This is a genomic window from Desulfobacter sp. UBA2225 (assembly GCF_002348205.1).
Classification (GTDB): Bacteria; Desulfobacterota; Desulfobacteria; order Desulfobacterales; family Desulfobacteraceae; genus Desulfobacter; species Desulfobacter postgatei.
Genome location: NZ_DDYV01000097.1, coordinates 1 through 19,649, shown reverse-complemented (window position 1 = coordinate 19,649; position 19,649 = coordinate 1). Strand labels below are relative to the sequence as shown.

Sequence of the window (19,649 nt, the reverse complement as noted above, 5' to 3'; positions counted from 1 at the left end):
CCTTTTTCATCATTTTTTTAATATCAAGCCCGTTTTCAAAGGCGTGGACCAGATTCCGGGCATGTTTTTGATACGTGGCTTCAGTCTGCCCCTCTTTTCTTTCATAGGGTTTGATCCGGCAGCGTATTTTAAACAGGATGTCGCTGATCACCGTCCCCAGCCACATCTTTCGGCGGATATTATCGCTCATATACTGATAATTGTCCACGCTGCTCCATGATACGATGGGGATATCTGTGTATCCCATCCTGTTCAAAACGATCCTGTCCAGCAGGCAATACTGGCCGAAACGACACGGGCCGCTGGCCGTGGGCATAAACAGTGCGTGTCCGCGGGTTGTGTCTTCTCCTTTATCCTTAAGCATTGCCATTAATGCACCGATGGTTGCCGGATAGGGCGCACACTCACCGCCGCGGGTCAGGGATCGACCTAAGAGAAATGAATGATTGTTTTCCATGGGCAAGACTTCTGCACGGATGCCTGAATTCCGGAAAATGGCTGCAATCATCTCAGGATGGGCTTCACCCATGCGGGAGATCCATAAGGTTCTGTGCCTGATCGCATCCGGAGAGTTATCCGGTAGGTTAAGGACATACCTTGGCACCTGTCGGATCTGGTTGGCTGCCAGAACATCGGCAAAGGCTTCAAGGCGGGTCATATATCCTGTGTCTGCCCCATGTTCATCCATCTCCAGGGTGAGCATGGGCTTATCCCCCATGATTTCTTCAACATATGTCTGAATGAAAGAATCCGGACCGCAGCCAAAATTATTCAAATACACTGCAAACAGATTGGGTGTACGGGCAATGATCCGGGCTGCCTCCAATATCTTTCTGCCTTCATTCCAGAACATATTGTTGAACTCTTTGCCTAAATCTTCCTCATCCAGATTCAGGTATTCCAGGGGCAGAACCGTAAAGCCCAGCGCGGAGAGCTTTTCCGGCAGTGACAGGTTGGCGCCGGCATCAAAGACGTTATAGGGCCGTCCAAGGATGACAATCGCCGGGGCACTATCCGAGTTGATTTGAGTCATCGCGTGTTGCCCGGCTTTATTCACGGCTGTTTCAAACGCGTGTTTGGCTTCCCAAGCCTTCTCCCAGGCCAGGCTTATCTGATTTTTGCTTTTTTTCAAAGTGTGCCCGATATCTGAAACCAGGCGGTCAATCGCGGTTTTTTTATCCCATCTGAAATCGATAGTGGCGGTCAGCAGTCGATCGGTGTCCAGGCCGTTCATGTGAAATGCCGATCGTATCAGTCCGGGCAGGGCCATATTGTATGGGCAGAAATAGGCCTGGCTGCTTTTGTGCGTTATATTTCGTTCACTGATGCTGCAAGGTACAAATACCCGATTCGCATGTTGCCTGGTCAGCAGATACTGGATATGTCCATGGGCCAATTTGACCGGTTGACAATAGTCTGCACCCACCCAGTTTGCAGCCATCCGGATAATCTGGGGTGAGGTGGGCCTGGAAAGAACGAGCCTGTAACCCAGTGCGGCAAAAAAACGCTGCCAGAACGGATAATAACTGTAACTCAGCAGCGCATTGGGCAAATGTATTACTGGCGCATCTTCGGGCAACTGAGGGTCGTTTCCGATGGTTTTCCAGATATGCTCGCGCTGTCTGAAAAATCTGAATTCCGCATTCGTTTTGGCCTTGATATCGTTGCTTTCCCTGCCGCACAGATATCCCCAGGCTTGGGTTTTTTCTGAACCTTTCATGCGTAAATGGCTAATATTGCAGTTATTGGTACATAACCGGCAGGTATCAGAGGTCAAAAAGACATCTTTTTCAGAAAACCGCAGACCGGTGAATTGAGATGGGCAGCCTCGCTGCTCCATCTCCTGTTTGGTTAAAATAGCAACCCCTAAGCTTCCCATGACATGACAGTAGGGAGACACTACGATCCTGGTGTTCAAGAGGGCTTCAAATGCCGCCACCAGCCCCTTGTTTTTTGCTGTTGCACCCTGGAAAAGTATCTTTTTTGTCGAGCAGTACCGGTTGCCGACAACCTTATTCAGATAGTTCTGGGCCACAGAATAGAGGATGCCGCCCATGACCTCGGTGGGTGAAAACCCTTGTTGAATAAGCCTTGTAATATCCTGTCCCATAAAAACCGTACATCTGTCTGATGTGACAGGCGCCCTTACGCCAACCACCCGGTCGCCGATGGAACGAAGATCGAGTCCGGTCTTGTGACTGACCTCTTCAATAAAGGAACCCGTGCCGGCCGCGCAGACGTAATTCATGTTCATCTCGTAAAGATGCCCATTTACGGCATGAATGTATTTTGAATCCTGTCCCCCGATCTCGAAAATTGTATCAATCTCGGGGTCAACCTTCATTGCCCCTTTGAGGTGGGCGGTGATTTCGTTGGTGATGTTATCTGCCTTGATAACCATCCCCACCAGTTTCCGGCCGGATCCGGTGGTGCCTGCGCCTAAGATTTCAATGGATCCTTTCCGTCGCTCCACCAGTTCACGCAGGGCAGAAAAGAGTTTTGCCGTTGCTTTTATAGGGTTGCTGCCGGTTTTTCTGTAAATGTCCAGAATCACGTTTTCGTTCCGGTCAATCATCACCAGCTTGGTGGAGGTGGAACCGACATCTATCCCAAGAAAACCGCGCAGCTGACCGTTGTCCGGCCATCTGGTAATTCTGACGTCATTGCCGTCCCTGTCCGTATACCCGTATTCAACCTTGAAAGTCGGATAAACGGAACGTTCAATCACCAGAGGCGGCCGGGTCCCCTGGAGTGGCGGCTGAATGCCTTGAGTATCTTTAGACCAGTCAATGGCTTTGCTGACCGGTTTTGCCAGCAAAGCCGCGCCATGGGCACCGATTTCCTGGGGATTGTCCACATAAACCATCCCATGGTCTGATAATTCCTGTCCCAGCCAGTGCATGACATGGGGATTTTGAGCCACCCCGCCGATTACCGCGGTCTTTCCAACCGGTTTCTTTCCTTTAAACAGGGTGGAGATGATGGTGCGGGCTATGCTTTTGCAGATACCGTTCCACATGTCCGCCGGCGGATATCCTTCCTGCTGTCTGTGAATAAGATCACTTTTGGCAAATACGGCGCAACGGGTTGCCATTGAGGGCGGATCAGCAATGAAGGGGAATTTTGCAGCATCACTCGCGCTGATGCCCATGCGAACAGCCTGTTCGTCCAGGAAAGAGCCGGTTCCTGCAGCACACAGGGTGTTGGTCTGATAGTCAACCAGCCGGCCTGTAGTATCCAGTTGAATCAGGGAAAGAGAACTGCTGCCGATATTGATGATCTGATGGATTGATCCGATTTTTTTACTGACAGCACAGAGGATGGCCGTTAACTCATTTTCGACCTGGATGCCCATCAAACGGGCAACAGGCCCGGCATATCTCCCGATAACGGCCAGGGACAATGTCTGATTGGGCACTATATGGTATTGGGTCAATTCCCGGGTTGTTTTCAAGATGTCGCCCTGATGGGGCAGGCTTTTTTCCAATACGGGTTTTGCATATTCATCAAGGATAACTAATTTCACAAATGCAGACCCGATATCAAGTCCCATGGTCATCCCGGGTTCTCGCGCCATCAGTGCTCCCCTGTTTCAATAAAATTCATATGCTGCGAAATATTCTAATATCACTGGAATCAAAACAAATCCTCATGATGCTATGATGCTTAATACATGTCAATAGAATTATCACCCCCCAAAGGAGTGCAGGATATGCTCCTTGAATCCTGCAGGTGAAATCTTTAGAAATCCGGTCCGGTTTCCATCGTCTTTCGGGTTGATATGCCCCAGGGGCAGGGTTGTCAGATGCTTGATGAGCCCTGGATCGGATCGGTGTGCGTTGAATTCGGGATTTGAGACCTCCGTTGCCTTGAGACTTGATTTTTCAATCAGAAAATATCTGGCCGTATGGGTATGGGATGACACAAGGGAGATATTTTTCCGGCTATCCCTCAAGGTCTTTAACAGCCCGCCGCCGTTATTGAGAATGGTGCTGTAACATAGTTTTTGTTCCCTTCTGAGCCGGTCAAAGGTATCAATGGAAAGCTGGTATGTCTTTCCGAGCCGGCTTTTTTTCGGATTGATCAGCGGGGTATGCTGAAACAGAAGAATATCCTGGCTGTCACACGTTGACAGCATTCCTTGCAGGATTTTGAGTTCCTCGTTGTCAAATCCTTCTGAATCATAGGAAATCATACGGGCACCTACCACCTGCCTGATATATTTCAGCCAGTTAATGGCTCGTGCAAACGCATCACAACCACTGTCCATGAAAATGCAGTGATAATTTCCTATGGTCAAACCCTGGCTTGTTCTGATGCCGCGGTGTAATGTATCAAAACCGTGCCCTTTTTTATTGACCATGATGGATGACAGTTCCCATAGTCCTCTGAATGCATGGTGACCGATATCGTGTTTGTGTTTGTTTCTGAGCGATTTGGGAAGATTGATATGATTTGTTCCCCAAATGGCATAGTTATATGCTTCCCTGCGGTAATCATGGTTTCCTGGAATAGCGTGGTACGGCTTTTTCAGACGGTAGATCATCTGGTTGAACAGATCCATATTTGAAGGTCGCCTATTATGAGGCCTGTTTTTAAACAGGTCGACAAGGCAAAGAAAGTCGCTAAAATAATAATCAATTGAATCCCCGTTGTTAATGACCGCTTTTACATGCGGACTTCGGTTGATCCAGTCAATGAACCGGTTCAATTCCCTGTTGGGGTTCAGGAAAGGAGTCTTGTGGCCGGGTGCTTGTCCCAGGCATTGAGCAATGTGATTCCAGCTTTTTGAAACATGGGCATCACTGAATACAACAATCTGTTGGTTTGAGGTGTCCATATTTGATGACGGCTCAACCATGAAGGCGCTGCTCCGGAGATCTGATACAAAGGCGAGATGAGAAGATGATGGCGGACGCCGGTAGGAGCAAGGTGTCTCCTAAAAGGGCAAAGATCATGATCACGGCGCTTAACGCGCCAAAATGCATGGTGGGTACGAACCTGCTGAACACCATCACGCCGAATCCCATGGCAAGGATTAATGAAGACAGAATAATGGCCCGGCCCTTTACCTGGAGTGTGTTAAAAACAGCCTGCCTGATATCCGCACCCCAGACCAGATGGGTCTTAAATTCCGTGAGAAAATGGATGGTATCGTCTACGGCAATAGACACAGCAATCGTTGAAATGAGTGCGGTTGCCGTATTTAAAGGGATGTTGAACAACCCCATGATGCCGAAATTCAGTACAATGGGAAACAGGTTGGGAAGAATACTCAGCATCCCAAGGGGAAAGGATCTGAGTACAAAAAATATGATCAGTATAATAATAACTGCCGTTATGGTCAGGCTTAACACCTGACCGCGGACCAGGGCGCTGATGGTATTGACCTCCTGCAGAACCAGGCCGGAAATTTGTATTTGCAGGCCTCTGGTATCCATGGTTTGCGTCTGATTTTTGATCAGTTTGATGAGTTCAGCCTGATCCCGGGTGGAGTGAAGGCCTATCCTGACGGACATTCGCGCATGATCAAAGGATGGGTTTATTAAATTTTGAATGTCGTCGGGATTGCAGATCAACAATAGCTGGGAGATCAGGTTTGCGTTTTTAGGAATCCGGTAGAACTCCGGCGCGTTATTATGAAAGCAGCGGTTCAGGTCTTTTATAAAATCAACAAGGGAGAGTGTGTTGTCCACGCCTGCCATGCGGGCAATATGCAGCTGCAGGGTCTGGATAACTTCCAGGGTTTCAGGCTGCTTAAATGCATCCGGCTCAACGGCCTTAAAAGATATATCAATGGTATTGGTACCGGCAAGCTCCTTTTCCACAAACCGGGTAGATTGGTACACCGGGCTGTCTGAACGGAAATATGCCAGAAGGTTGGTATCCACAGTAATGGTTGACGCCAGCCATATTGACACAAGGATCAGGAGGATACCGGTAGTAAGGATCATGCGGTAATGCCTGAATATCGATTCTGACAGGTGTGAGAAAAAACCGGGGAGATTGAGTCGGTCCGAGGGGTATCGGTTATGGATTCCGACAATTTTTTGTTGATTAAACAAAAGCATGAACGCCGGTATAAAGGTAAACGCGAAACAAAATTCAAACAGGATGCCCATTGAGGAGACAATAGCAAATTCCCTGATCGGCGGGATATCACTCACGTACAAAGATAAAAAACCGATAAAAGTCGTCAAGGTGGTCAAAAAACAGGGACGGATCAGCTCTAAAAGAACTTTCGCATAGACCTTTTCCACCTTATGATGAGGATCATACCGGTGTCGGATCAGGTGAGAAAAAATATGGACCGTATCGCAAAGGGCCAAGGCCATGACCACCGGCGGCACCATGGTAGTGACATTGTTCAGCGTAATATCCAGCATGGGAAACAGTCCCATGGTGCATCCCACACAAAGGGATGTATAGACCATGGCAACCAGTGTCAAACGGATATTTCTGAAAAATAGAAACACGGCCAGGGCAATGAAGCCATAAGAGACCGGAATAAAGACGGCGAGATCCTGTTTCATATACCGGGCAAGCACGGTATTGGTCACGGTCCATCCGGCAATATGGACAGGGCCGGTTTTATCCTTATACCGTTCAAGTACGACCCGGGTTCCCGCAATGATCCGGTTTCTAAACCCTGAATTATCGGGTTGGTTATGGATAAAGATCACGATGGCTGCTGTGTTTCCGTCCGAAGACAACAGGTTTTTCAGGTATAAAGGGTTCTGGCTTGCCCGCTGCCTTAATTTTTCAAGAAGATGGGGCTCTTCAGGGATGGTTTCCAGAAACTGGCGGATGACAACATTATCTTCTTCACCAATGGTTTCGCTAACATTGGCAAGACTTTTAATCTCCCGTATACCGTCAATGCCGGCCAGGTCATTGGTGATTGATTTTAATAAGCCCAGATTGGCAGCCGTAAAAAGATTCTGTTTTTTAAAAGCGACAATGAAAAATTCGTCATTGCCAAAAATTGATTTTAACTCCTTGTAAAAAATGACATCCCGGTGATTTTCATTAGCGAAATAATCGACATTTTCAACAATTCTAAGGTCAGGAATCCGGATCAGAAAGGGAACAGCAATCAGAACGGACAAAAACAGCACAGTATTTTTACGGGCAAGCATCCGGCTTATCAGCTGTGCCATAGATCTCTTTTCATTCTTATCAGCAGCAGGTGAGATCCATGTAGAATGGAAACCTGCGTTTTTGTCAAGGGAAATAGATTATTCCCAGGCTTAGGAGCGGGTCCTAAATACTGCCACACCATTTTTGTCTTGTCACATTTGTCATAATCGGTTCTAAATAGAGTCATTATTTTATCCGAATTTTTTACGCGTGAATACTTTGTCTATGATTCTTCTTCCGGCTTATGAAGTAGCACCAAAGCATCTGGGTCACGGTCTGCTATTTTCCGGGCAACTTTAGCCGGAACTATTTCGTAGACATTATGCAGCGTCACAATAGCAAGCTCTCCCCGGCCAAGTTTTTTGGTGATTTCATCGTTAACGTAGAGTTTTTTTATCTTATTGCCGACCTTGAAATAGTATGGATTTTCGTACTTCCTCAGGTCCAGGTGGTTTTCCTCTATTAACTGCTTGACCTGAGCCAATTTCTCTTGTTTTTCTTTTTCCCGGTTGGACTCGCGGTTGAGTTCCCGGCTTCGTTTGGCCTGAGCTAACTGCTCTTGACGGGTTTTGTTGATTTCAGGCGTCTTGTTATTGCCTTTATTTTTTTCCCGCTGACCCCGTTTCTCTTTGTTGGCTTTGTTGGCCTGCTTTTTATCAGCTATCCCGGCTTTCAGGAGCTGATCCTGTAAAGACAATCCCATTTATTCCCTCCCCGTTGTCATTATCTCCACAATAATATAGCCAGCAGGACAGTAGTTCAACCATAATTGATTTTTGAAGTGAGGGCCATCTCGGTTTTCATCTCTTCTTCCCCCAATTTTTTTGTCAATAGTCCGGCTATAAACAGAAAATTTGTCCTTAAAAATTTCTAAACGCTTCAAGGTTGCCGAGTCTCTAAATAGCGGCAGCGACTGAAAGTGAAATAGGATGATTGTAGTTTCACTGTTGTATTTTTTCTGAGAAAGTGTCAAAAAAACAGCATGAGATATGAAGGCCCCATATATCGTCCACCCAGTGAAGCAGATTCTCTTTTAATTCAAGCCACGGTCGGATGTCCTCACAATAAATGCACTTTTTGTATGATTTATAAAAATGGCCCACGTTTTAGGATCAGGCCTGTTCCAGACATTATGGAGGATATGGATTCTGCATCCAAGAGTTATGGATCTAACGTCAAAACCCTTTTTTTCCCGGCAGGAAATACCATTGCGATGAAAACAGATGACTTGGCTGCGATCTGTATCTATGCGCGCAAAGTTTTTCCTCACTTAGAAAGGATAACTGTCTACGGCTCGTCACAATATATCCATAAAAAAGGAAGGGATGGTCTAAATCAATTGGCAGAGGCCGGGTTAAATCGTATCCATGTCGGTCTTGAATCCGGCAATGATGATGTTCTGCGCCATGTGAAAAAAGGAGTAGATGCCAAACGCCAGATTGAGGCAGGTCAATGGGTCGTTGCCGCTGGAATAGAATTAAGTCTCTATGTTGTATTGGGATTGGGAGGCGAGGTTTTAACGGATTCGCATGCAGACTCAACGGCAAATGCGCTCAACCAGATAAATCCTGACTTCATCAGGCTTAGAACGTTTGTCCCGAAAACCAACACGCCTATTTTGGATGAAATTGAGTCCGGCAAATTTAAAATGCTGGGCCCACATGGTATTATAAAAGAAACCCAACGGTTAGTGCGACAGTTAAAGGTGACTTCGTATTTAGCCAGTGATCATTACACAAATTATATTGATCTTCACGGCAGATTACCTGAATCGCAAAGCAAAATTCTGGAGCAGATTAAAGCAGCAGCTCAGTTACCTGAATCTCAATTTCGTCCTTTTTTTATTGGAGATCAATAAATTAACAGATTCAGAAGATGCAGATTTCTGCCGCGAGTCGGCCGATCCCAACCTATAAATCGGTCACGGGAGCTGATCATGTTTTCTGGAACCACCTGTTGTTTATCTCTGAAAAAAACAGTTCGGCTCCAAAAGAAAAAATTCTGATGGAGCCCTGCCACTGCCGGCAAATGTGGGTTTCAATTCAAAAACAGAAAAAAAAAGTACAAAAAGCCCGGCAAATGTCCTGTGTGTAAAGATGGTAGGATAGTTGCGGCTGCCTTTTGGATTGAATCTCAACCCATTTTTGCAGACGTCATGAGGATTTCTGCTTCAAGGTATCAAGATTGCCTCTGTAGTAGACTGCCGCTTTGCCCTGACATTTGTTGTCTCATAAGAAATCAAGTAGCGCAGCATTAAATGCTTCCGATTGCTCAATGTTTGCCATATGACCGGCAGCGGACAACATGCAAAGTTGCGCGCCGGGAATCCGCTCGGCCAAATCCGTTGATTTTTCCGGCGGAATCGCCTTATCCTCGAGGGCGCTGATGACCAATACCGGGATACTCAGCTGAGGCAGCAACGACGATGAATCGCCCCGATCCCGAATCGCCTCTAACCCCAAAACCAGACCGGAGGCAGAGGTCGCCGCCATCCAGCCCCGCACCTCCTCTACCAACTCAGGATGGGCAGCAACAGTCCCGTCCGCGAAAAGAAGCGGGGTAAAAGCATTTGACACCGCTTCCGGCCGACCTGCTTTAATCTCGGCGATCAGATGGTTGCGCTTGCCTCGGGCGGTTTCATCGTCGGCGTCAGCACGGGTGACGATAAAACAGGCAGCGGAAAATCGTTGAGGATAACGGGCCAGTAAGTTGAGCATCACATACCCGCCCATAGACATGCCGCCGACCACGGCTTTTTCGATACCGAGATAATCCAGCAGCGCGATCAGATCATCGGCCAACAGATCCGTCGAACCGACCTGGGTGCCCGACTCACTCTCCCCGAACCCCCTCAGGTCGGGAGTGAGAGCCCGGAAACCGGCTGCGGCCAAAGCCTTCGCCTGGGGGCGCCACATTTGACGGCAAAGAGGAAATCCGTGAATCAACAATACTGCGGGACCGTCCCCTGCTTCATCATAAGCTAATTTAATACCGTTAAGCTCCGTTTGCATATAACCTCCCGAATAAGATTAAGATCAACAACCATATCAGTTTTCCTGAGAACCATCCTAACAGCTCCTTCTCCGCACAACAAGCCTTCAAAAAAAAGACAGTTTTAATTTCATTATGACAAAGGGTATTGGAACCACTTGGAAACATATCTTGATTAACATTGAGAAGCTATTTTAAGTCATGGTCTCTGTCCAGAATGTTTGAAGAAACATTATGCTGATTATATTGATTAATGATTCGTGCATATTGGTTGATTTTTTTACCGTGGGATTTATATTCTTTTTGTGTTGTGGAAATAAAAGCGTGTAAGTGAATATATAAATTATCAGTGTGGAGGAAAAATATGGCAAATCAGTTTAAGACCGGCATGCTGCTGATCATGATGACCGGTTTGTTTCTGGTGCTCGGATATCTTTTGGCAGGACAGACCGGCATGTTTATTGCCCTGATTTTTGCCGGTGCCATGAATGTTTTTAGTTATTGGTATTCCGACAAGGTGGTTTTAAAAATGTACCGGGCTCACCCCCTGGAGCGGTCCCAGGCCCCGGGCCTGTTTGATACCGTGGCCCGTCTTGCCCGTCAGGCGGGTTTGCCCATGCCCAAGATTTATCTTATTCCCGAATCAGCGCCCAATGCTTTTGCCACGGGCCGGAACCCGGAACACGCTGTTGTCGCCGTGACCCAGGGGCTGATGAACATGATGAATCAGGATGAGCTTGAAGGGGTGCTGGCCCATGAGCTGGGGCATGTAAAAAACCGCGACATCCTTATTTCTACAATTGTGGCTACCCTGGCCGGAGCCATCATGTGGATTGCCTCGATTGCCAGGTTTTCAGCTTTTTTCGGCGGCAGAGATGATGACGAGGGCGGCCTTGGAATTATTGGTGTGCTTGTGGTCTCCATAGTGGCCCCCATTGCCGCAATGATCGTTCAGATGGCCGTGTCCAGATCCAGGGAATACCTGGCAGATGCAACGGCCGCAAGTATTACTGGAAATCCCCATGGCCTGGCATCAGCGTTGTCAAAGCTGGGGGGCTTCAGCCGTAGCCGGACTCAGGTTGATGCCAGCCCCGCAACCGTGCATATGTTTATTGTCAATCCCTTGACCGGAAAGCAGATGATGAATCTGTTCTCCACCCATCCGCCCATTGAAGACCGTGTGGCCCGGCTCGTGGGATCGCAACCCCAGGGCCGGAATTTTTCCCGCAATTTCCGTCAGGAAGACAACAATACCCATTCCTCCGGCACAACCATGGAGGACCAGAGTCGATCATTCTGGGACAACATGTCCTGATAAAAAGGAGCATCATGTGCTTCTACATTAAAGACCAGTTTTTTCCCTTTGACTTCTGTTAATTCAACGGTAACCTTGATTTTCAGGCCCGGGGGCGTTGCCGCTTCATGGCTGACGTCAATGTGTATACCCACGGTCTGCTCCTGGGGCCAGTGATTTTGTTCTTCCCTTTCCGCATCCCTTAAGACGGGGAGATTTTAAAAAATTTGGAATCCGAGTGAAGCATGATATGCGTTTCAGTGGCCTCTACCCCCTCAATATTGCTCAACCCCTCTTCAAATATAAAAACATTGAGTTCCTTGATTGAATCGGCCAGTACCTCAACAAAAATATCATATTTCCCTGTGGAGACCCATACGGCGTTGACATTGGAGAGAGCCATGATTTCCTTAACGGCCTTGGCATGGTGGCTGCGCTTGATCTTTATGCCGAGAATGGCCGCCACTTTATTGGACATGGCAAAGGGGTTGACCCGGGCTTCAAGCTTGAGAATGCCCTGCTGGATCAGTCGGTTGACCCGGTTGCTCACTGTGCCTTCGGCCACACCCAGGTCTTTAGCAATACTTTTATATGATTTGCGGGCATCTTCCTGAAGTGCGAGTATAATCTGAATTTCAAGTTCATCCAGGCTCCCGTCTACCAATGTCATGATATTGTCGCTCCTTCGCAGCATGTTGATCAATCCGTATCTATATAATAGAAACATTGGCCGTGATCAAGGCGCTTGTTTCCCATTCACTGCCGGATTTGATGTAATATGAAAACGCAGCAATGGTTTAATTAAGGGCCCAGAATTTAAAAAGTAAAAGGATCAAATCAGGATTTAAATACAAACTGTTGACACTGCGATTTTAAAAAATTAGAATAAATACGTTATCTTAGCTTTCAATGTGATATGTCATCTAAAATCATTTCGGAGGTTGTCATGTTTACAAAACAGTATCTTAAAACCAAAGATGTGTGCAGAGTCAGATTTAAAGTACGGAAAAAAGTGATTGGAACGGCAGAAACGGTGAATCTGGTTGGTGATTTCAACAATTGGGATGAAAAGGCCGGGGCCATGAAAAAACTCAAAAACGGTGATTTTTCTACGGTACTTGACCTTGAGCCGGAACGCTCCTACCAATTTCGTTATCTGGTGGATGATACCCGCTGGATCAATGATGAAAGCGCGGATATTTATCTGCCTTCTCCCTTTCATGGAGAAGACAACTCAGTTATCACGATATAGGGTTATCTGGCAATTAACGGCCTCAGGGCCCAGTATGGAGTCAGCGCATGTCATATTTTGATTTTTCAAATTTTGAGACCTCCTTTAATAATTACATTAAGTACATTCTGGGCAAGCAACTTGAGCACGCTTCAAAAAATGATCAGTTGAACGCCGTTTCCTATGCCGTTGGCAAGTACCTTATGGATATCAGTTATGATACGCAGAAGCGTTACCAGGAAAATGATGTCAAACGCCTGCATTACCTCTCTCTAGAATTTCTTATCGGCAGGCTTTTAAACAACAATCTGTTAAACTTAGGTATTTATAAGCGATGTAAAAGATTTCTTGAAACAAAGGGCATTGACCTTGATCTTTTGGTGGAGGAAGAACGGGACCCGGCTCTGGGAAATGGCGGCCTTGGGCGTCTGGCTGCTTGTTTTCTTGATTCTTTGGCCTGCCTGAATATGCCGGGATTCGGTTACGGGATCAACTATGATTACGGCTTGTTCAAACAAGTGATTGTTAACGGATACCAGAAGGAAAAACCCGATTACTGGCCCAACCGTAGGTCGCCCTGGCTGATTCGCAGAACAGAAGAGCGATATATGGTCCCCATTTACGGCCGGGTAGAGGGCAGTGTGGATAGAGACGGGGAATATAACCCCACATGGACCAACTGGTCCCTGCTCATTGGCCGCCCCCATGATATCCTGGTTGCCGGTTTCGAAGGCCGTACCGTTAATTATTTGCGGCTGTTCACGGCTGAGGCGTCCGAGGATTTTGATATCGATATATTCAATGACGGGGACTATTTTAAAGCCGTGGGCCGGAAAATTAAATCCGAGACCATTTCCAAAATTCTTTATCCGTCGGATTCCAAAGAGGTGGGAAAAGAACTTAGGCTGGTCCAGGAGTATTTTCTTGTGGCCTGCTCCTTAAAGGATATTATCCGCAAGTATGAAATGAACTATGACACCTTTGACGATTTTTATAATAAAGTGGCCATTCAACTCAACGATACCCATCCGGCTCTGGCGGTGGCCGAGTTGATGCGTATCCTGGTGGATGAAAAAGGCATACAATGGGAAACGGCCTGGGATATCACTAAAAAAACCCTTGGGTATACCAACCACACCCTGCTGCCCGAAGCCCTGGAAACCTGGCCGGTGAGTATCCTGGAACGCGTGGTCCCCCGGCATATGCAGCTGATCTATGAAATCAACCAGCGGTTCCTGGAATATTTGACCGTGCGTGATCCTGATATCACTATTGAAAGCATTGCAAAGATGTCCATCATCCAGGAAGGCCCTGTCAAGCAGGTTCGCATGGCGAATCTTGCCATTATCGGCAGCCATTCGATAAACGGAGTGGCAAGGGTTCACTCCGATCTGGTCAAAACACAACTTGTTCCCGAATTTTACAGGTTGTGGCCGGAAAGATTCAACAATAAGACCAACGGGGTATCTCCCAGGCGGTGGATCGCAGCCTGCAACCCCGGCCTTGCAGATTTTATCACCGAAGCCATCGGCCGCCGGTGGGTAGGGGACTTATCGCGGATTTGGGAATTGGAAACCTTTGAAAATGATCCGGGATTCCTGGACCGGCTGGGTGAGATCAAGCTGGCCAACAAAGAGGCTTTGGCCACTTTAATACGTAAAAAATTGTTCCTGAACGTGGATCCCCAATCCATTTTTGACATCCACGCCAAGCGGATTCATGAATACAAGCGCCAGTTGCTCAATGTGATTCATATCATTCATCTGTATCTTTCCATCAAGGAGGACGGTAAGGATATCGGGCATCCCCGGACCTTTATTTTTTCCGGTAAAGCGGCTCCTGGTTACCACTTTGCCAAACTGATCATCAAACTGATCCATTCGGTTGCCAACGTGATAAATAAGGACCCGGATATCCATGACATGATCAAGGTGGTCTTTCTGCCGGACTACCGCGTAACGCTGGCCGAAAGGATTATTCCGGCTGCAGACGTCAGCGAACAGATCTCCACGGCGGGTATGGAAGCCTCGGGAACGGGAAACATGAAATTTGCCATGAACGGGGCATTGACCATAGGGACCATGGACGGGGCCAATATAGAGATTGCAGAACAGGTGGGGGGTGAGAATATCTATATTTTTGGCCTCACCGTAGACGAAGTGGAGGCGTTTCGGCCAAGTTATGAGCCCAAAACCTTTTACGATGAGGACCCGGACCTGAAACGGGTCCTCAAGGCGATTTATTCCAATCTGTTTTGTTCCGACGAACCCGGTATCTTCAAACTTGTTTTCAGCCAGCTCATGGGCAATGGGGAACATTATCTTCACCTGGCGGATTTCAGGTCCTATGTTACAACCCAACTCAAGATAGGGAACGATTATAAAGACCGTGCCAAATGGCTCTCCATGTCTTTGAAAAATATTGCCCGCACCGGGATGTTTTCCAGTGACCGGGCTATTCAGGAATATGCGGACGGGATCTGGGGGATTCGTTCTTTTCGGGGGTAGAGCTTGGACGTAAAGTCACCCATCTGCGGTTGTTTTTTACCACGAAGTTCACGAAGATATTATAGCGCCAAACTTCGGTTTCTTCGTGGTAAATTAAAAGATAGGGTTAAACCCGGGCCAGGACCAGGGCGCAGCGACTCGGCAGGTAAAGGCTCAGGGCATGGCGGTTTTCAATCAGATCTCCTATGGGGCTGGTAAAATGCACCTGGTCCGGATTCAGACGTCCCAATCCGCCGAACCTGGATTCATCCGTGTCCAGGCGCATTTTATATTTGCCTGCCGGCGCATGAATCAGGTAGTCGGAAAAAGAGTGTTCCGGGTGGAAATTGAACACAAAAATAAGCTTGGACCGCTCAAATGCCAGAATTTTGTCATCTTCGTGGATATGCAAAAGCGCTGGGTAATCCCATGCAAACAATTGCGTTTGTTTTGCCAGGGCAATCATCTGTTTGTCAAAGGCGAACAGGTCCGGGAAATACAGATTCTTGTCATACTTCAGGGACCACAATCGTCTGGCGTGGTGGTAGGAATATCCATTGGCAGGGGATGGGAAATCAATCCATTCCGGATGCCCGAACTCATTGCCCATGAAATTGAGATACCCTTTGTGGGCACAGGCCAGGGTGACAAGGCGTATCATCTTGTGAAGGGCTACGGCCCGACGTGTGGTGATGTTTGTGTTGGATTTTTCCATGGATGTATAGATTTCTGCGCCCATCAGGCGCATCATCAAGGTCTGATCCCCCACCAGGGCCTGGTCATGACACTCCACGTAACTGATTGTGCGCTCCTCATCCCTGTGCCGGGTCAGTTCATACCACAAACCTCCCATGTGCCACGCTTCGTCTCGAACTTCCTTGAGCAGTTTGATCCAGTAATCAGGCACTCCCATGGAAAACCTGAAATCAAAACCTGTACCGCATAAGGTTGCCGGCGCAGCAAGCCCGGGATATCCGCTCACATCTTCTGCAATGGTTACCGCACCTGGATGGATTTCATGCACCAGGTCACTGGCTGCATAAAGATAACTTAAGGCATCTTGATCCACATCATCGCCAAAATAATCCTGGTACCCTGTAAAGGCACGTCCTAATCCGTGATCGGCAAACAGCATGGAGGTTATGCCGTCAAACCGGAATCCATCCACCCGGAATTGTTCAAGAAAATACCTTAGATTTGAGAGCAGAAAAATTAGTACCTCTTGTTTGCCATAGTCAAAACACCGGGAATCCCAAAGTGTATGTTCCCCTCTGTCATTGTCGTGGAAAAACTGGTACAGGGAACCGTCAAAACGTGAAAGACCCTCTACCTCATTTTTTACGCTGTGGGAGTGTACAATATCCATGAGTACACGGATGCCGGCCTGATGTGCCCTGTCCACCAGATACTTGAAATCATCCGGGGTGCCGAACCGGGAGGAGGGGGCAAAAAAAGAGGACACATGATACCCAAATGAACCATAATAGGGGTGCTCCTGAATCGCCATCATCTGCAGGGTATTGTATCCTGCATCAATGACCTTGGGCAGGATGTGGTCCGCAAATTCCCGCCAGGTACCGACCCTGCCTTCTTCCAAGGCCATGCCTGCATGGGCTTCATAGATCAAAAGAGGACCTGTGGACAATTTGGGGCTTTCTGACTGCCACCGGTATGGCTGGTCCGGTGCCCATACCTGGGCATTAAAAATATAGGTGGTACTGTCCTGGATGACCCGGGTGGCTGCCGTGGGGATACGGTCGCCTTCGCCGCCGTCCCACACCACCTTGAGCCGGTAAAGCTGTTCATGACGGAAAAAGCCATCAGGGAACCGGGCCTCAAATATGCCTTTGGGGTCCGGTCCTTTCACTTCCCAGGCCGAATGTTTTTCCCAGTTATTGGCCGGCGTGAGGATAAACATGGCCGTTGCATTGGGTGCCCATTCCCTGAACACCCAGCCTTTTTTATCCTTGTGCAGGCCGAAAAATTCATGGTAGTTGGCTATTTTAGCCCAAGGGCTTTTGTTTTTAAGCTTTTCTGCCGCTGCCAGGGCCTTTTCAAACCGTGACCGGATAATGGGCTTAAAAGGTGACAGATACGGATCATTTGTCCATGAAGGATCAGACCAGAAAAGGTCTTTGGAGCATTTTTTCATATAGTTTAATATAGCTTTCAGCGCATCGGCTGTGGTTGAATTCAAGTACGGATTCGGTCATGATTCTTCGAATCTGCTGTTCTTTTTCATCCGCATCCAGGCGGAAAAAATCCATGGCGCGGTCCACGGCCCAGTTCAGTCCTTTGGCATCGTGGACATTGAAAAGAAATCCATTGCCCGTTGAATGGTCCGCATCCAGTTGTCTGACCGTGTCATGCAGGCCGCCCGTGTCAAATACAATGGGCAGGCTGCCGTAAATCCCTCCGATCATCTGGGGCAATCCGCACGGCTCAAAGGAGGATGGCATCAAAATAAAATCACTGGCAGCGAACGCCTGGTGGGACAACTGTTCGTTGAATCCCCAGATACTGATTCTCTGGTGCAGGCCATGGAAATCAACAATATCGTGGAAGTGTTTCAGATACGCCCCGTCCGCTACGGATACGATCTGAATGCCGGTATCCCAGTACCGGGAAATAATATCGTACATGATTTGTGCCAGAAGCGAACATCCCTTTTGCACAGGATCAAGACGCGAGGGCCAGAAAAACATAGGCGCATCGGGATTTATCTCAAGGCCCACGGATTTTTGCAGAAAAATTTTATTCTGTTTTTTCTTGTCACGGTGGTTCTTGGGCCCGTAATTGAACTGAACCATTTCATCCACGGCTGGATTGAATTCTGGCTCAGGCGCATTTAAAATGCCGGTGGCGCATTCGGCCTCCCACTTATGGGTTAGCTCTCTTCTAAGATCCGGTTCCACAAACGGATGGCGGTTTTCAACAATTTCACGCAGGAACGTGGGACTTACCGTGTTCACATAATGGGCGGAAAAGACCCCTGATACCAGAAAATCCACCCGGTTGGTATTCCGACTCTCCTCGTATGTAACGGGCGGATGTTTGAAGTAGAGCCACTGCCAGAAGGCTGCCGCATCAATCCCCCTGTCCTCAATTGTGGCCATGGTTGCGGTCATGGTATGGATGTTGTGAATGGTGAACAGGCACGGGATTTCGTATCGCCTTGCCATGGCCGGAATCAGTCCGGTCATCCAGTCGTTGCAATGGATGATGTCCGGATTCACCCTTGGGATGATGTTGTTGATCACCTCGCGCTGGAAAGCCAGGGATACTTTGAGATCCTTATCCGAATACCCGGAATAAACACCATCTTTGTAAAGAAACACCCGGTCTGCTGCAAAATGAATGCGTTCCTCATGCAGGCGCCTGCGGATTTTTTCCACCTCCCGGTGATGCCTTGGTTCATCATTGCCATGATAGATCGACCTGTAATCGGGTATGGCCACATGAACATCGCAGCTTAAATCATACAATGCGGAGATCAGTGCAGCCGACACATCTGCCAGACCTCCGGCCTTGGCTGAGTAATCCTCGGCGCCAGGGCTTATATCTTCGGGCAGATAGGTGACTTCAGGGGTTACAATAAGAATTCTTGGTCTAGTGGGCATAACAACCTTCCATTTCCTGATTTTCGGAGTGCTGCCGGCACTGTCCGTAATGGGTTGACAGGGCGCAAACAATTGATTTTGGATGATATAACATTTTTTGTACCGACAATGTTACGTTTTATTCTTAATTCGGTTCAGTTTATGGGCAACCCTGGCAATTTCGCTGCATCCCCAGGCCTGGGCATCGCATCCCCTGGGGGTGTGCGGGAAATTACCATCAAGGATTTCAGGTACGAAACCTGCCGCACCCGTGCGCATCAATGGCAGAGAACTGCCCAGCCAGGCCAGGGCCGCCGGAATACCCGAAGGGCCGAAGGCTGTGGCCCAGGCCTCGCAGAATATCGGAAATTGCCATGTCCAGGCTGTTCCGTTGTGGTAAGCCGGTTTTCTTTGGGTGTCCTCATCTCCCTGGTAATATCTGGCATAGGGGGTATGGGGATTTACCAGATGCTGTCCGTTTCGTTCAATGAATAGCGGCACGGTAAGAGGCCGGTCCGCAAGGCTTCTGATGGCGCCCGGCACCAGAAGTTCCCGGCAGGTTTCCACCACCCGGGCCATGATGTTTGGGGCGTCGATGACCCCTAAGGTGATCAGCAGCAGCTGATTGGGCCGCAGTGCATCATCAGGGATTGCATGTCCGGCGTCAACCGGTCCATTGCAGTGCAGGCAGTCGCTGAAAAAACCATCGTTCTCGCGCCAGAACAGATTCATGATGGCGCGTTTTACCGTGTCTGCATGTTTTTGCCATTGCGCTTGCGTGTCCAAATCATCAACCTGGGATAAAAACTGAAGGGCATGACACCACAACGCCTGGATCTCAATGGGATATCCCTGGCGGGGGGTGCCTGCCGGGAAATTGGTATCCATCCAGGTAAAATGGGCCGGGC

Annotated in this window: 13 protein-coding genes and 1 pseudogene; 4 read left to right on the top strand and 10 right to left on the bottom strand. The window is 48.2% G+C overall.

Annotated elements, in window-relative coordinates:
* From B3D59_RS05185 to B3D59_RS05170, 4 genes are all read right to left on the bottom strand, one after another.
* A partial coding sequence (locus B3D59_RS05185) for an acyl-CoA dehydratase activase (RefSeq protein WP_286818184.1) occupies positions 1-3,577 on the bottom strand: 3,577 nt, incomplete at its 3' end.
* 111 nt (positions 3,578-3,688) lie between these two features.
* Positions 3,689-4,861, bottom strand: coding sequence for a metallophosphoesterase (locus B3D59_RS05180; protein ID WP_286818183.1), 1,173 nt, complete (start codon positions 4,859-4,861; stop codon positions 3,689-3,691).
* Complete coding sequence (locus B3D59_RS05175) at positions 4,854-7,160, bottom strand: efflux RND transporter permease subunit (RefSeq protein ID WP_286818181.1); 2,307 nt, start codon at positions 7,158-7,160, stop codon at positions 4,854-4,856. Before B3D59_RS05175 ends, B3D59_RS05180 begins: the two co-directional genes overlap by 8 nt.
* A gap of 203 nt (positions 7,161-7,363) precedes the next feature.
* On the bottom strand, positions 7,364-7,843 hold the full coding sequence (locus B3D59_RS05170; protein ID WP_286818180.1) for a DUF2058 domain-containing protein: 480 nt from the start codon (positions 7,841-7,843) through the stop codon (positions 7,364-7,366).
* A 279-nt stretch (positions 7,844-8,122) separates the two neighbouring features.
* On the opposite strand from B3D59_RS05170, the gene B3D59_RS05165 reads away from it, so the two are divergent.
* A complete protein-coding gene (locus B3D59_RS05165) occupies positions 8,123-8,998 on the top strand; it encodes a B12-binding domain-containing radical SAM protein (protein ID WP_286818179.1) in 876 nt (291 codons plus the stop codon).
* Between the two features lie 370 nt (positions 8,999-9,368).
* On the opposite strand, the gene B3D59_RS05160 is transcribed toward B3D59_RS05165, so the two are convergent.
* Entirely contained in the window at positions 9,369-10,151 is a 783-nt protein-coding gene (locus B3D59_RS05160) for an alpha/beta fold hydrolase (protein ID WP_286818178.1), read from the bottom strand.
* 344 nt (positions 10,152-10,495) lie between these two features.
* Here B3D59_RS05160 and htpX point away from each other — a divergent pair, with 344 nt between their 5' ends.
* Positions 10,496-11,446 (top strand): zinc metalloprotease HtpX, encoded by a 951-nt coding sequence (htpX, locus tag B3D59_RS05155; RefSeq protein ID WP_286818177.1) that lies wholly within the window; start codon positions 10,496-10,498, stop codon positions 11,444-11,446.
* Here htpX and B3D59_RS18425 read toward each other — a convergent pair.
* Together B3D59_RS18425 and B3D59_RS05150 are read right to left on the bottom strand one after the other, a co-directional pair.
* Positions 11,368-11,583, bottom strand: a pseudogene (locus tag B3D59_RS18425) (thioesterase family protein); the annotation flags it as partial. The gene htpX and the pseudogene B3D59_RS18425 sit on opposite strands and share 79 nt — an antisense overlap.
* Positions 11,584-11,627: 44 nt before the next feature.
* Positions 11,628-12,095 carry an Lrp/AsnC family transcriptional regulator gene (locus B3D59_RS05150; protein ID WP_286818176.1) on the bottom strand — a complete coding sequence of 156 codons (468 nt, stop codon included), beginning with the start codon at positions 12,093-12,095 and terminating at the stop codon, positions 11,628-11,630.
* A 276-nt stretch (positions 12,096-12,371) separates the two neighbouring features.
* Here B3D59_RS05150 and B3D59_RS05145 point away from each other — a divergent pair, with 276 nt between their 5' ends.
* Together B3D59_RS05145 and B3D59_RS05140 are read left to right on the top strand one after the other, a co-directional pair.
* Complete coding sequence (locus B3D59_RS05145) at positions 12,372-12,677, top strand: isoamylase early set domain-containing protein (protein ID WP_004071681.1); 306 nt, start codon at positions 12,372-12,374, stop codon at positions 12,675-12,677.
* Positions 12,678-12,724: 47 nt separating this feature from the next.
* Positions 12,725-15,163: a glycogen/starch/alpha-glucan phosphorylase gene (locus tag B3D59_RS05140; protein ID WP_286818175.1), complete on the top strand. Its 2,439-nt coding sequence runs from the start codon at positions 12,725-12,727 to the stop codon at positions 15,161-15,163.
* A gap of 106 nt (positions 15,164-15,269) precedes the next feature.
* Here the strand turns inward: B3D59_RS05140 and B3D59_RS05135 are convergent, their stop codons facing one another.
* The 3 genes from B3D59_RS05135 to B3D59_RS05125 all read right to left on the bottom strand — a co-directional run.
* Complete coding sequence (locus B3D59_RS05135; RefSeq protein WP_286818174.1) at positions 15,270-17,294, bottom strand: alpha amylase C-terminal domain-containing protein; 2,025 nt, start codon at positions 17,292-17,294, stop codon at positions 15,270-15,272.
* Positions 17,260-18,762 (bottom strand): glycogen synthase, encoded by a 1,503-nt coding sequence (locus tag B3D59_RS05130; RefSeq protein ID WP_286818173.1) that lies wholly within the window; start codon positions 18,760-18,762, stop codon positions 17,260-17,262. Before B3D59_RS05130 ends, B3D59_RS05135 begins: the two co-directional genes overlap by 35 nt.
* A 111-nt stretch (positions 18,763-18,873) precedes the next feature.
* The coding region (locus tag B3D59_RS05125; RefSeq protein WP_286818172.1) for an amylo-alpha-1,6-glucosidase at positions 18,874-19,649 on the bottom strand (776 nt) is incomplete at its 5' end.